The sequence below is a fragment of the Streptomyces sp. ID05-26A genome (genome assembly GCF_033794685.1).
GTDB lineage: Bacteria > Actinomycetota > Actinomycetes > Mycobacteriales > Pseudonocardiaceae > Lentzea.
In genome coordinates, this window is record NZ_JARAYZ010000003.1 from 620,937 (window position 1) to 635,400 (window position 14,464).

At 69.0% G+C, this 14,464-nt stretch carries 8 protein-coding genes and 1 pseudogene; 2 read left to right on the plus strand and 7 right to left on the minus strand.

The annotated features are described in order from the left end of the window. Positions 1-46 precede the first annotated feature (46 nt). Positions 47-1,672, plus strand: a complete 1,626-nt coding sequence (locus PV646_RS30145; protein WP_500345668.1) for a glycoside hydrolase family 27 protein — start codon at positions 47-49, stop codon at positions 1,670-1,672. After that, complete coding sequence (locus PV646_RS30150; protein WP_500345669.1) at positions 1,669-3,600, plus strand: family 43 glycosylhydrolase; 1,932 nt, start codon at positions 1,669-1,671, stop codon at positions 3,598-3,600. Before PV646_RS30145 ends, PV646_RS30150 begins: the two co-directional genes overlap by 4 nt. Here PV646_RS30150 and PV646_RS30155 read toward each other — a convergent pair. The 7 genes and pseudogenes from PV646_RS30155 to chvE form a co-directional block, all read right to left on the minus strand. Then, entirely contained in the window at positions 3,587-3,799 is a 213-nt protein-coding gene (locus tag PV646_RS30155; RefSeq protein ID WP_500345670.1) for a sigma factor-like helix-turn-helix DNA-binding protein, read from the minus strand. The genes PV646_RS30150 and PV646_RS30155 overlap by 14 nt on opposite strands. Beyond that, positions 3,796-5,307, minus strand: coding sequence for an AMP-binding protein (locus tag PV646_RS30160; protein WP_500345671.1), 1,512 nt, complete (start codon positions 5,305-5,307; stop codon positions 3,796-3,798). Before PV646_RS30160 ends, PV646_RS30155 begins: the two co-directional genes overlap by 4 nt. 807 nt (positions 5,308-6,114) lie before the next feature. Then, positions 6,115-7,200, minus strand: coding sequence for an aldose epimerase family protein (locus PV646_RS30165; protein WP_500345672.1), 1,086 nt, complete (start codon positions 7,198-7,200; stop codon positions 6,115-6,117). 55 nt (positions 7,201-7,255) lie between these two features. Continuing rightward, a pseudogene (locus tag PV646_RS30170) lies at positions 7,256-10,201 on the minus strand (family 43 glycosylhydrolase); the annotation flags it as partial. Between the two features lie 124 nt (positions 10,202-10,325). Beyond that, positions 10,326-11,540 (minus strand): multiple monosaccharide ABC transporter permease, encoded by a 1,215-nt coding sequence (gene mmsB / locus PV646_RS30175; RefSeq protein ID WP_500345673.1) that lies wholly within the window; start codon positions 11,538-11,540, stop codon positions 10,326-10,328. Further along, positions 11,537-13,042, minus strand: a complete 1,506-nt coding sequence (gene mmsA / locus PV646_RS30180) for a multiple monosaccharide ABC transporter ATP-binding protein (RefSeq protein WP_500345871.1) — start codon at positions 13,040-13,042, stop codon at positions 11,537-11,539. The genes mmsB and mmsA overlap by 4 nt, the downstream gene beginning before the upstream one ends. 27 nt (positions 13,043-13,069) lie before the next feature. Further along, a complete protein-coding gene (gene chvE, locus PV646_RS30185; RefSeq protein WP_500345674.1) occupies positions 13,070-14,155 on the minus strand; it encodes a multiple monosaccharide ABC transporter substrate-binding protein in 1,086 nt (361 codons plus the stop codon). Between the last annotated feature and the right edge of the window lie 309 nt (positions 14,156-14,464).

Sequence of the window (14,464 nt, forward strand, 5' to 3'; positions counted from 1 at the left end):
CCGGTAGCGCCGCCGGCGGCACCGGCCCTGGGAGAAAGGGGCGACGATGCCCTCCCTGCTCAGCACACTCACCCACCTCGCCATCGCCGCGCTCACGGCGACGGCGGCCGTCAGCGCCGCCTCGGCGGCTCCCGGCAGCCCCGCACTCACCCCGCCCCTGGGCTGGAACAGCTGGAACAGCTTCGGGTGCGGCATCACCGAGGGCCAGGTCCGCCAGGCCGCCGACGCGATGGTGTCGTCGGGCATGCGCGACGCCGGCTACCAGTACGTCGTCGTGGACGACTGCTGGTTCGACCCGCAGCGCGACTCGGCGGGCGCCCTGCGCTCGCACCCCTCGAAGTTCCCCAGCGGCATGAAGGCCCTGGGCGACTACATCCACGCCCGCGGCCTGAAGTTCGGCATCTACCAGGTGCCGAACGAGCGCACGTGCGCGCAGACCACCGGCGCCCATCCCGGTTCCACGGGCAGCAAGGGCCACGAGGTGCAGGACGCGCGCACGTTCGCGTCCTGGGGCGTCGACTACCTGAAGTACGACTGGTGTTCCGGCGCCGGCACCCGCGACGAGCAGGTCGCCCGGTTCTCGATCATGCGCGACGCCCTGCGCGCCACCGGCCGCCCGATCGTCTACAGCATCAACCCCAACAGCTTCCACGCCATCACCGGCGACCGGTACGACTGGGGCCAGGTCGCCGACCTGTGGCGCACCACCGAGGACCTGCTGGACATCTGGCAGAACGGCAACGTCAACAGCTACCCGATGGGCGTGGGCAACGTCGTCGACGTCACCGCTCCGCTCGCGGTCCAGTCAGGACCGGGCCACTGGAACGACCCGGACATGCTGGTGGTCGGACGCCCCGGGCTCACGCTCACCGAGTCCCGCTCGCACTTCACGCTGTGGGCGCTGATGGCGGCGCCCTTGATGGCGGGCAACGACATCCGCACCATGTCCGCCGACGTGAGCGCGATCCTGCGCAACCAGCGCCTGCTCGCGGTGAACCAGGACGTCCTCGGCGCCGGAGGACGCAGGGTGCGCGACGACGGTGCCACGGAGGTGTTCGCCAAACCCCTCGCGGACGGCTCGGTCGCGGTCGGCCTGTTCAACCGGGGCGGCGGCGCCGCGACGATCAGCACCACGGCCGCCCAGATCGGCCTGTCGGGCAACGCCTTCACACTGACCGACCTGTGGACCGGCGGCACGTCCGGCACCTCGGGCGCGATCTCCGCCTCCGTTCCCGCGCACGGCGTCACCGCTTTCCGGGTGACGGGGGGAAGCCCCGTGCAGAGCAGCACGTCCCGGCTGCGTGGGGCGGGATCGAACCGCTGTCTCGACGTCGAGAACGGGTCCACCGCCGCCGGGACCGCCGCGGTGATCCAGGACTGCCTCACGCCCGCCTCCCAGCAGTGGGCGTCGTGGCCGGACGGCGAGGTGCGGGTGTTCGGCGACAAGTGCCTCGACGCCTACGACCAGGGCACCGCGAACGGCACGAGGGTCATCACCTGGCAGTGCAACGGCCAGGCGAACCAGCGCTGGACGCTCGGCTCCGACGGCACGCTCCGCAACACGAACGCCGGTCTGTGTCTCGACGTCGAACGGGCCGCGACGGCGAACGGCTCGAAGCTCGTGCTGTGGACCTGCAACGGTCAGTCCAACCAGAGGTGGGCGCGATCATGAGGTGGATTCCGGCCACGTTGTCCGCGCTCACCCTGGTGGCGGCGGGAGTCGCCGCGAGCACGGCCGCCCAGGCGGCTCCCGGCTGTGCGGTGACGTACACGAAGACCTCCGAGTGGCAGGGCGGCTTCGGCGCGTCCCTGTCCATCACGAACACCGGTGACGCGATCACCGGCTGGACGCTCGAGTGGACGTACGCGTCCGGCCAGCAGGTCGGGCAGCACTGGAACGCCGTGATCACGCAGAGCGGCACGGTGGTCAGCGCGCGCAACGCCTCCTACAACGGTTCCGTGCCGACCGGTGGCAAGGTCGAGTTCGGGTTCAACGCCACCTCCGGCTCCACGAACCCGGACCCGGTGTCGTTCCGCCTGAACGGCACCACCTGCGGCGACACCGGCACACCGCCGACGACGACCACTACCACCACCACGCCGAAACCGTCGTCCTTCGCGAACCCGGTGCTGTGGCAGGACTTCGCGGACATCGACATCATCCGCGTCGGCGACGCCTACTACTACTCGGCCTCGACCATGCACTACTCGCCGGGCGCGCCGGTCCTGCGCTCGTACGACCTGGTGAACTGGGAGTTCGCCGGACACTCCGTGCCACGCCTCGACTTCGGCTCCAAGTACGACCTGAACGGCAGCAGGGGGTACGTGCGGGGCATCTGGGCGTCGTTCCTCAACCACCGCAAGAGCAACAACACGTTCTACTGGGGTGGTTGCGTCGACTTCGCGCAGACCCACATCTACACCGCGACCTCCGTGGACGCGCAGTGGTCGAAGCTGTCCACCATCAACAAGTGTTACTACGACGCGGGGATGCTGGTCGACGACAACGACACGATGTACGTCGCCTACGGCAACACCACGATCAGCGTCGCGCAGCTCTCGGCGGACGGGAAGTCCGAGGTGCGGTCGCAGCAGGTGTTCCAGACGCCCTCGAACATCGGAACCCTGGAGGGCGCGCGGTTCTACAAGCGCAACGGCAGCTACTACATCTGGCTGACCAGGCCCGCGAACGGCCAGTACGTGCTCAAGGCGTCCAGCCCGTTCGGCCCGTACACGGTCCAGCAGGTGCTGCTGAACATGCCCGGCCCGATCCAGGGTGGGGGAGTGCCGCACCAGGGCGGCATGGTCCAGACGCAGAACGGCGACTGGTACTACATGGCGTTCGTCGACGCCTACCCCGGCGGCCGCGTGCCGGTGCTCGCGCCGATCACCTGGACCTCCGACGGCTGGCCGCGCATCACCACGGTCAACGGCGGCTGGGGTGCGAACTACCCGATGCCGAACCTGCCGTCGCGCCCGGTGAAACCCATGACCGGCGTCGACACCTTCGACGGGACGGCGCTCAAACCCCAGTGGGAGTGGAACCACAACCCGGACACCACGAAGTACAGCGTGAACAACGGCCTGCGGCTGTCCACCGCGACCGTCACCAACGACCTCTACAACGCCCGCAACACCCTCACCCACCGGGTCCAGGGGCCGACGTCGACCGCCACCGTGACGCTCGACCTGACCTCGATGCGCGACGGCGACCGCACCGGTCTCGCGATGCTGCGCGACTCCTCGGCGTGGATCGGCGTCAAGCGCGACAACGGCCGCAACCGCGTCGTCATGGTCAACGGCCTGACGATGGACGCGAACTGGAACACCACCGGCACCGGCACGGAGGTCTCGAGCGCGAACCTCTCCGGTACCCGGATCTGGTTGCGCGCCAACGCCGACATCCGTCCGGGCAGCGGACGGCAGGCCAGGTTCTCCTACAGCGCCGACGGGGTGAACTTTACGTCGCTGGGCACCGGCTTCACGTTGAAGAACGAGTGGCAGTTCTTCATGGGTTACCGGTTCGGCATCTTCAACCACGCCACGCAGGCCCTCGGCGGATCGGTCGGCGTCCAGCGCTTCGAGCTCACGACTCCATGACCCCGTTCTCGCACAACGCTCGTCTCAACGCCCGCAGGCCGTGGTGCAACCGCGTCTTCACGATGCTCTGCGGCAGTTCCAGCGCGTTCGCCACCGCGGCGACGGACTCGCCGCGGTAGCAGGCCCGCACGACCACCGCCCGGTGCTCCGGTTCCAGCGACGCCAGCGCGTCCGCGACGAGCCGGGCACCGGTGTTCACGAACGCCTCGCGGGGGAGCGGCGACCATCCAAACAGGACAGCAGTGCCCGTCGGTCGACCTTGCCGCGGTCGGTGGTCGGCAGCGCGTCGAGGGGCACGATCAACGTGGGCACGCAGTAGTGCGGCAGCCGTTGCGAGACCGCGCGCCTGGCCACCTCCGGTGCCGCCGTGCCCGGGCTGATGAACCCGACGAGCCTGCCGTCGTGCACCAGGGTCGTGGCCCGGTCGCAGCCCACCGCGCCTTCGAGTGCCTCGGTGACCGCGTTCAGCTCGAACCGGTACCCGAGCACCTCGACCTGGTCGCCGGCCCGGCCGTGGTGCTCCAGTTCGCCGTCCTCGGTCCACCGGCCGAGGTCGCCGGTGCGGAACATCAGGTGGTCCCCGCCGAGGAACGGGTCGGGCCGGAACCGGCGCGCGGTCAGGTCGAGGTCGCCCGCGTACCCCGCGGTGACGCCCGCTCCGCCCACCCACAGCTCACCGATCGCGCCGATGGCCCGGGGGCGCTGGTCCTCGTCGAGGACGTACGTGGTCGCGTTGGGCACCGGCGTCCCGATGGTGAGCCGCCCGCTGTTCGCGTCGCGACGCTGCACGGTGGCGGCGATGGTGACCTCGGTGGGGCCGTAGGCGTGGTGGAAGGCCACCCGGCTCGACCACGTGTCCGCCAGCGCCTGCGGGCACCGTTCACCGGCGACCACGACCGTGCGGACCCGGTGGCACGCTGAGGGGTCCAGCGCCGAGAGCACGCCGGGGGTGGCGATCACGACGTCCACCTCGCTCGCCGTCCGCTCGTCGCCGATCACCAGCGTGCCGCCGTTCGCCAGCGTGCCGAGCACCTCCCACATCGCGAGGTCGCAGGCGATGTTCAGCAGCTGCGACACCCTCGTCCCCGGCGCGATGCCGAGCGATCCGGGAGCCGTGAGGAGCAGGTTGCACAGGTTGGCGTGGGAGACCCGCACGCCGGTGGTGCCGGTGAAGACGATCGCGGCGGTGTCCGAGTCGGAGGTGATGGTGCGGCAGAACGTGTTCACGTCGGGCAGGGTGTCGATCGTGAGGACCTCGGCGAGGTGGCCGGGCAACGAGTCCGCGCTCGTCGTGAGCACCACGTCGATGCGCGCGGTGCGGACCACGTGCCGCAACCGCGCCTCGGACGTGGTGGCGGCGTCCTGCGGCACGTAGGCCGCCCCCGCCTTGAGCACCGCGAGGACGCCCACCACCATCGAGATCGACCGCGTCAGGAACAGTCCCACGTGGTCACCGGGACGCACGCCGGCGCGGATCAGGTACTCGGCCAGCAGCCCGGCCCTCGCGTCGAGTTCCGCGTACGTCAGCGACTCGCCGAGGTGTTCCACGGCGGTCAGGTGCGGTCGCCGTGCCGCGTGCGTCTCGAAGGCGTGGTGGACGTGGTCGAACGGAGGCGTGCGGATCGGCCCGGCGCCGAACGTCCGGAACAGCGCGCGATCGGAGAGGGACAGGTCCGCCAGCGCGGACTCCCGGAACTCGGCTGCCATGACAGGACCCCTTCCGCTGGTGCCGTTCCGTCAGCTTGAACGAAACAGACCGCGGAAGCCGCATCACTTGTCGAATCGACAGCGAATCGATCAAGACCTTGCGTCGCAACAGCTTGTGAAGTGCTCTGCCGCACGCTTGATCATCACCCGGAAGGCTGACCGACCGTTCCTCCGTTTGTCATTGTCGTCTGCGCATATGAGCATCTGTCCTATGACGACTGTCGAGCACGCCCCAGCGGAACTGCACCGCCACACCCACGGCCCCGGCTGCGGCCACGACGCCGTCGTGCACCGCGACCACGTCGACTACCTGCACGACGGGCACCTGCACCGCGAACACGTGACGGATCGCGGAGTGCACTACGACGAGTGCGACAAGTGCAGGTGCGCGCATTGCGCGGACTCGTGCGCGCAGTGCGATTGCTCGGACTGCGACTGCCCGACCTGTAACCACGCCCAATGCGCCTGCGAGGGGTGTTCAGACGCGTGCGCCAACTGCACGTGTGCCGAATGCACCTGCCCCACGTGCAGTCACGCCGCCTGAGCTAGTGCCGCGACCGGCAACCTTCGCCGCGTCTTCGACGCTCAGCGGGCCACCTCGCGGCACCGGCCCCGCGCCCCGGTACAACCAGTACGGGGACGCGGGGCCGGCACCACGACGCGGCCGTCTGAACGCCGAACACGGGGCAAACGCTGCCGGTCACGGCACCAGGGCCTGTGTCGAAGTCCGGTCCGCGACAGCCGGGCCCGTGCCGCCAGGAACCACCTCAAGCGCGACCCTCATCGAACCGGACTTCGACACAGGCCCTAGTCCGCAGTGGACAGTTGGAACACCGTCTCCTGGTGGTAGATCTCGCCGGGTCGCAGCACCGTGCTGGGGAAGTCCAGGCGGTTCGGCGAGTCCGGGAAGTGCTGCGCCTCCAGGGCGAAGCCCGCGTTGCGGCCGTACGGGCGTCCGCTGGTGCCCACCAGGTCGTCGGTCAGGAAGTTGCCCGAGTAGAACTGCAGGCCGGGCTCGGTGGTCCACATCGTCAGCAGGCGCCCGGACACCGGGTCGCAGGCCTGCGCGGCGAAGGAGGCGCCGGAGGAGTCCAGCACCCAGTTGTGGTCGTAGCCCGACGCGACGCGCAGCTGGGGGTGGGACGCGTCGATGCGGGCGCCGATCGCGGTCGGCAGCCGGAAGTCGAACGGGCTCGCGTCGACCGGCACGGGAGCGCCGACCGGGATCAGGTTCTCGTCGACCGCGCAGTAGTGGCTCGAGTTGAGCATCAGCGACTGGCGGTGCACGTCGCCGCTGCCCTCGCCGGCGAGGTTCCAGTAGCTGTGGTTGGTCATGTTGAGCACCGTGGGCGCGTCCGCCGTCGCGCGGTAGGTGATGCTCAGGCGGTTGTGCCGGTCGAGCCGGTACGTCACCTGCGCGGCGACGGCGCCGGGGAAGCCGCCGTCGCCGTCCGGGCTCACCAGGTCGAGCCGCACGCCCACGCTGTCCGGCTCGTGCAGTTCGGTCGCGGACCACACCCGCGTGTCGAAGCCCGCCGGTCCGCCGTGCAGGCTGTTCGGGCCGTTGTTGAGCGGGAGCCGGTGCTGGACGTCGTCCAGGGTGAAGGCGCCGCGGGCGATCCGGTTGGCGTACCGGCCGATCACGGCGCCGAAGAACACCCTGGCCGCGTCCGGCCGGTTGTTCGCGACGTAGTCGTCGAGCGCGGGGAACCCGAGCACCACGTTGGCCGGCACACCGTCACGGTCCGGGGCCTCCAGCGACTGGATCACGCCGCCGTAGTCCAGGACCCGCACGGTGAGCCCGCCCGGCCACGCCAGGACGTACCGGTGCACGTCGGCGTCGCCGACCCGGCCGAACAGTTCCCGGCGGAGCTCGGGTTCCCGCTGCGACATCGAACTCCTCGTATCAGTTGATCAGGGCCCGGCAGTGCTGAGGCCGGATCCGTTGTGGTGCGACGCTCTCCAAGGTGGGCTTGACCGGGACGATGGAGCCGTCGCGGCCGAACCTCATCCTGTCGATCGTGGTCTCGCGGTGCGTGCCGTCTCCGCCGGGGATGGCGAAGCGGTGGTACACGAGGTACCAGTCGTCCGTGCCCGGTACCTGCAGCATCGAACTGTGCCCGGTGCCCTTGACGCCGAGCTTGAGGTCCTTGCTCAGGATCAGGCCGCGGTTCGTGAACGGGCCGGTGGGGCTGGGGGCGGTCGCGTACGCGACGCGGTAGTCCTCGCTGCGCGTGTCGTCGATCGACCAGCTCAGGTAGTACGTGCCCTTGCGCTCCACCATGAACAGGCCCTCCCGGAAGTCCGTCAGCCCGGTGAGGCGGGTGATCTTGGCCGGGTCGTAGGAGATCATGTCAGGGTTCAGCGGAACGACGTAGGCCTCACCGTTGCCCCAGTAGAGGTAAGGCTGCCCGGAGCGGTCGACGAAGACGGCCGGGTCGATCGCCTGGCCGCCACCGCTGGGGTTGCGCGCGACCAGCGGTTTCCCGGAGTCGACGAACGGGCCGGTGGGGGAGTCGCTCACCGCGACGCCGATCTTGGCCTCGGCGCAGAAGTAGAAGTAGTACTTCCCGTTCCGTTCGACGATCGCCGGTGCCCAGGCGTTGCGGTCCGCCCAGCTCACGTCGGGGCCGAGGTCGAGGATGACGCCCTCGTCCTTCCAGTTCACCAGGTCCTTCGAGGACCAGGCGGAGAACTTCGTGCCGCTCCAGCCGTCGAAGCCGTCCGTGGTCGCGTAGATGTAGTAGGTGTCGCCGAACGCGACGACGTTCGGGTCGGCGTTGAGGCCCGGCAGCACGGGGCTGCGCATCTCGTGCGCCTCGACCGTCCACACCCGACTCTCGCGTCCCGACCTCACCGTGAACTCGCGGGGCTTGCGCAGGTCGACGGGGCCGCTGGGCGAGATCGACGCGCCGGGGGCGAGCCCGAAGTCGAGCTTGACCCTGCGCAGGTCGGTGCCCGGTTTGACCGGGAGCACGACGCTGCCGGGCTCGATGACCGCGGGCGCTTTGAGCGAGTCGTGCGCGACCGACCGGATCAGGGTGGCGTTGAACGGGAGCGCCGCGACCTCGTTGCCGGACAGCGCCCGGTTGTAGAGGCGGACGTCCTTCATCCTGCCCAGCAGCGTCCGGTCCGCTTCGTAGACCGAGCGACCCAGGTAGTTGGCCGCGGTGATCCCGCCGCCGATGTCGGACGGCTTGGTCGTGACGCCGGTCTTGCGCCCCACCTCCACACCGTCGAGGTAGAGCACCTCCACACCGTCGCCGATCGTCAGCGTGACGTTCTTCCAGACGTCGCGCGGCAGCGCACGGCCGGAGTTCACGCCCTGCTCGGTCGTCCAGTTGCCGGTCGCGATCGCGCTGCGATAGGTGTCACCGGTGCTGAACAGGTAGCCGTTGCCGGCCCCGTTCGGCGCGGTGTTGCCGAAGCCGTAGAGGAAGTAGGGCGTCTGCTGGCCGGGGTCGACCAGCACGTCGGCGGACATCGTGACGGCCGCGGCCCCGGTCAGCATGTTGTTCGGCAACTGGACGTGCCCACCCTCGAGCGACAGCGAGCCGTCGGAGAAGGAGGCGTTGCCGGCGAGCACACCGTCGTAACCGTGACCGGTGGCGTCGGCGGCGGACCCGGTGAGCGGCCAGTGCGCGACGAGCCCCTTGGCGTCGGCCTTGACCGGCGCCGGGGGAGCGGTGAGGCGGCTCAGTTCGGCCTGGGTCACCGGCAGCACCGTGCCGTGGCGCGGGGAGGCGGGCAGCCGGGCGCCCGTGGACATGGTCCACTTGCCGGAGGCGAGGTCGGTCGTCTCGAACGGCACGTAGCCGCGGCCGCCGTACTCGTCGATGAACAGGTACCACTTGTCCTCGGTGTTGGACTTGAAGCCGGTCGGGCCCTCACCGGCGCTCAGGCCCGGGCTGGTCGAGGTGGCCTTGCCGATGCACTCGGAGACGAAGTCGTACTTGAGGTTCAGCAGGTCCGTGGACTTCTCCGCGGTGATGTACTTGCTGCACGGCGAGGACGACGAGTTGTTCCGCTCGTCCTTCGTGTAGCGGTAGTAGGTGCCGCCGTGCTCGATGACGGTCGAGTCGATGACCGAGTAGCCCGGGTCGATCCACACCTTCGCCGGGCTGAACGTCACGAAGTCGCGCGTCGTCGCGTACATCATGCGGTTGTAGCTGTTGCCCGCGTGACCGGGATCGTTCTCCGCGTACAGCTTCGACGCCCAGTAGACGACGTAGTGGCCGCGCTTGGCGTCCCAGAACGCCTCCGGTGCCCAGGTGTTGCCCGCCGTCGGCGGCGACACCTCGACGCTGCGCTGGCGCGACCAGTTCCGCAGGTCGGTCGACTCCCACACCATGATCGACCGGCTGCCGGTGCGCTGGGCCGCGTCCCAGCCGCGACCGCCGTTGATCTTCAGGTCCGTAGCCAGCAGGTAGAACCTGTCGCCGTCGGGGGAGCGCATGATGTACGGGTCGCGCACGCCCAGCTCGCCGAGGCTCGACTTCAGGACCGGCTGGCCGTTGTTGACCTCGGAGAAGTCCAGCGGGTTGTTGCCGTTGCTGGCGGCGGCGTAGATCTGCTCGCCGATCGGGCTGCCCTCGCCCGTGAAGTAGAAGAAGCTGTAGCCCGCCAGCGGTTCCTTGACGGGCAACGGGACGACGGTGGCGGTGAGCGCGCGCGTGGTGCTCTGGCTGCCGCGGCTCACCTTCGCCGTCAGCACGACCTTGGTGGGCTTGCTCCCCGCGGGAGGCCGGCTCACCTCACCGGTCGCGGTGATCACCCTGCTGTTGGCCGACTTCCACGTGACGGTCGTGCCGTTCTCACCGGTGGTGGGCAGGGTGAGGTGACCGCGGACGTCGTCGAGGTTCGGCACCGCCAGCGCGTTGGCCGCGGTCCGCACTATCGGTTCGGCGGCGGCGGGCGTGACGGGGAGCAGGGCGGCCGTCACGACCACGACGACTCCGAAATGGCGCAGGGATGACAACATCGTTGTTGTTCGCCTTCCGGGGGAGGGAGGGGGTACTTCAGGCGCGTCGCTTGGTCCACACGTCGTAGGCGACCGCGATGAGCAGGACGAGACCCTTCACGAGCATCACGCGCTCGCTCGGCGCGCCGATCAGCGACATGCCGTTGTTGATCACGCCCATGATCAGGCCGCCGGTGATGGCGCCGACCACCTTGCCGACGCCGCCCTGCACCGCCGCGCCGCCGATGAACGCCGCCGCGATGGCGTCGAGCTCGAACGACATGCCCGCGGTCGGGCCCGCCTGGTTGAGCCGGCCGGCGAAGATCACGCCGGCGAGCGCCGCGAGCGCGCCCATGTTGACGAACACCCAGAACGTGACGGCCTTGACCTTCACTCCGGACAGCGTGGCGGCCTGCAGGTTGCCGCCGATCGAGTAGATGTGCCGGCCGAACACGGAGTTGTTCGCCATCAGCGAGTAGCCGAGGGCGAGTGCCGCGAGCAGCACCAGCACCCACGGCAGGTTGCGGAAGCGGGCGAGCTGGATGACGACGGCCATCACGACGACGGCCACGCCCGCGATCTTGAGCACGAACACCGGCATCGGCTCGACGGCCTGGCCGTAGCCGAGCCTGGCCGAGCGCTTGCGCCACTGCGACAACGCGAACCCGGCCACGAACGCGAGTCCGGCGAGGAGGCTCACCAGGTCGGCGCCGCCGAGCGGGCCGAGGCCGATGTTGCCGAGGTAACCGCCGGTGAACCCGTTGGCGAGCGACCGGATCTCGTCGGGGAACGGCCCGATGCCCTGGTTGCCCAGCGTCGTCAGGGTGAGCGCCCGGAACACGAGCATGCCCGCCAGCGTCACGATGAACGCGGGAATGCCGAAGTAGGCGATCCAGTAGCCCTGCGCCGCACCGATGATCGCGCCCGAGAGCAGCGTCAGCAGCACGGCCACCGGCCAGGGAAGTCCCCATTGGACGGTCAGCACCGCGCAGATCGCGCCGGTCAGCGCCACGGTCGAGCCGACCGACAGGTCGATGTGCCCGCCGATGATCACCAGGATCATGCCGATCGCGAGGATCAGCACGTAGGAGTTCTGGACGATGATGTTCGAGATGTTCTGCGGCTGCAGCAGCGCGCCGTCGGTCAGCACCGTGAACAGCACGACGATCAACGCGAACGCGACGTAGATACCCGACTGCCGCAGGTTGATCGAGAACCGGCGGGACGAGGCCGGCGGGGCGGCGGCCGGTGCGGGCACGGTCTTCGTGGTCATGAGCTTTGTCCTCGTGTCATGTACTGCATCAACCGTTCCTGCGTGGCCTCTTCGCGGCTCACCTCACCGGTGATGCGGCCCTCGGACAGCGCGTACACGCGGTCGCACAGGCCCAGGAGCTCCGGCAGCTCCGACGAGATCACCAGGACCGCGCGGCCCTGGGCGGCGAGGTCGTTGATGATCGAGTAGATCTCGTACTTGGCGCCGACGTCGATGCCGCGCGTCGGTTCGTCGAGGATCAGCACGTCCGGGTCGGTGAACATCCACTTCGCCAGCACGACCTTCTGCTGGTTGCCGCCGGACAGCGTGCCGGTCGGTGTCGACACGGCGGCCGTCCTGATGCCCATGGACTTCCGGAACCGCTCCGCGACGGTGTACTCCTCGTTCTCGTTCACCCAGCCGCGGTTCGCGAGCTTGTCCAGCGCCGCCGCGGAGACGTTGCGCTGCACGCCCTCGATGAGGTTGAGCCCGTACCGCTTGCGGTCCTCGCTCACGTACGCGAGGCCGTGGCGGATGGCGCCCCGGACCGTGCGGGTGTCGATCTCCCGGCCGTCCTTGACGACACGCCCGGAGACGCCGACGCCGTAGGAGCGGCCGAACACGCTCATCGCCAGTTCGGTGCGGCCCGCGCCCATGAGGCCCGCGAGACCCACGATCTCCCCGCGCCGCAACGACAACGTGGCGTTGTCGACGACCACCCGGTCCGGCTGGGCGGGGCTGTGCACCGTCCAGTCCTCGATGCGCAGCACCTCCTCGCCGATGTCGGGGGTGCGCGGCGGGAACCGGTGTTCGAGGTCGCGGCCGACCATGCCGGCGATGATGCGTTCCTCGCTGAGACCCTGGGCGGGCAACGTCTCGATGGTCCTGCCGTCGCGCAGCACGGTGACGGTGTCGGCGATCCGGGTGACCTCGCCCAGCTTGTGGGAGATGATCACGCTCGTGATGCCCTCCGCCCGCAGCCCGTCGAGCAGGTCGAGGAGGTGTTGCGAGTCGTCGTCGTTGAGCGCCGCCGTCGGTTCGTCCAGGATCAGCAGACTGACCTCTTTGGACAGTGCCTTGGCGATCTCGACGAGCTGCTGCTTGCCGACGCCCAGGTCGTTGACCGGTGTCGTCGGGTTCTCCCGCAGGCCGACGCGGTCGAGCAGCGCCTGGGCCTCGTGGTTGGTGCGGTTCCAGTCGATGAACCCGCGCCGGGACCTCTCGTTGCCCAGGAACAGGTTCTCCGCGACGGAGAGCTGGCCGCACAGCGCCAGTTCCTGGTGGATGATCACGATGCCGCGGCGCTCGCTGTCACGAACGCCGTGGAACGAGCACGACTCGCCCTCGAAGAGGATGTCTCCGTCGTACGTGCCGTGCGGGTGGACTCCGGACAGCACCTTCATCAGCGTGGACTTGCCCGCGCCGTTCTCTCCGCAGATCGCGTGGATCTCACCGCGCCGCACGGTCAACGAGACCTCGTGCAGCGCGGTGACACCCGCGAACCTCTTGGTGATGCCGCGCATCACCAGGATGTCGTCGGACACGATGTGCTACCTGAGCTGGTCGGCGGTGTAGTAGCCGGAGTCGATGAGCTCCTTCTGGTAGTTCCCCTTGTCCACGGGAACGGGCTGCAGCAGGAAGGAGGGCACGACCTTGTTGCCGTTGTCGTAGTCCTTGGTGTTGTTGACCTCGGGCTTGCCGCCCTTGAGCACGGCGTCGGCCATCTTCACCGTGACGTCGGCCAGCAGGCGGGTGTCCTTGTGGATCGTGGAGTACTGCTCACCGGCGATGATCGACTTCACCGAGGCGACCTCGGCGTCCTGGCCGGTGACGATCGGGTAGGCCTGCCCGGCGGTGCCGTAGCCACCGCTCTTGAGCGCGGACAGGATGCCGATCGAGATGCCGTCGTACGGGGAGAGCACGCCGTCGACCTTGGCACCGCCGTAGGTCGAGGTGAGCAGGTCCTCCATGCGCTTCTGCGCGGTGGCCGGGTCCCAGCGCAGGATCGCGACGGTCTTGAAGTCCTTCTGCCCCGACTTGACGCTGTACTTGCCCTGGTCGATGAGCGGCTGGAGCACCGACATCGCGCCGTTGAAGAAGAACGTGGCGTTGTTGTCGTCCGGCGAGCCCGCGAACAGCTCGATGTTGAACGGACCCTCGCCCTTGGTCTTCAGGCCGGCGACGAGCGAGTTCGCCTGCTCCACACCGACCTTGAAGTTGTCGAACGTCGCGTAGTAGTCGACGTTCGGGCTCTTGCGGATCAGGCGGTCGTACGCGATCACCGGGATCTTCGCGTCGGCGGCCTGCTGCAACTGCGAGGTGATCGCCGTGCCGTCGATCGAGGCGACGATCAGGAGCTTGGCGCCCTTGGTGATCTGGTTCTCGATCTGGTTCGCCTGGGTGGGGATGTCGTTCTCCGCGTACTGGAGGTCGACCTTGTACCCCTTGCCCTCCAGGGCTTTCTTGATGTTGTCGCCGTCGTGGATCCAGCGTTCGGACGACCGCGTCGGCATGGTGACGCCCACCAGCGCACCCTCGCTGGAGCCGGTCTGCTGGTCGACCGTCTTCTCCGCCGAACCACAGGCGGCGAGGGTGACGGCGAGTGCGGTGGTGGCCGCGATCCGGGCAAGCCTCATCAGTTCTCCTCGATGTCACCGACAGGCAACAGTGCTGTAGGCGGCGAGTGTTATCGCTAACAACATGCCCGTCAAGTGACACTTGGATAACGCCAGGTCGTGCCTGTTAGCGCTCACAGTGCACTGCCAGGTGGGGGTCGAGTGGCTCGACCGGTCGGTTGCCCGGCGGGCGCTGGATGCCGGGAGGCGTGCTGGGCTGTCCGCTGGAACGCGGTGGGCAGGCGGTCGGGCAACGCCGCGGAACGCCGGGTCAGGCGCCTGGTGGGTTGTTTGGAGTGCTGTTGGCCCTGGTTGCGTCTTGTTTGGTCG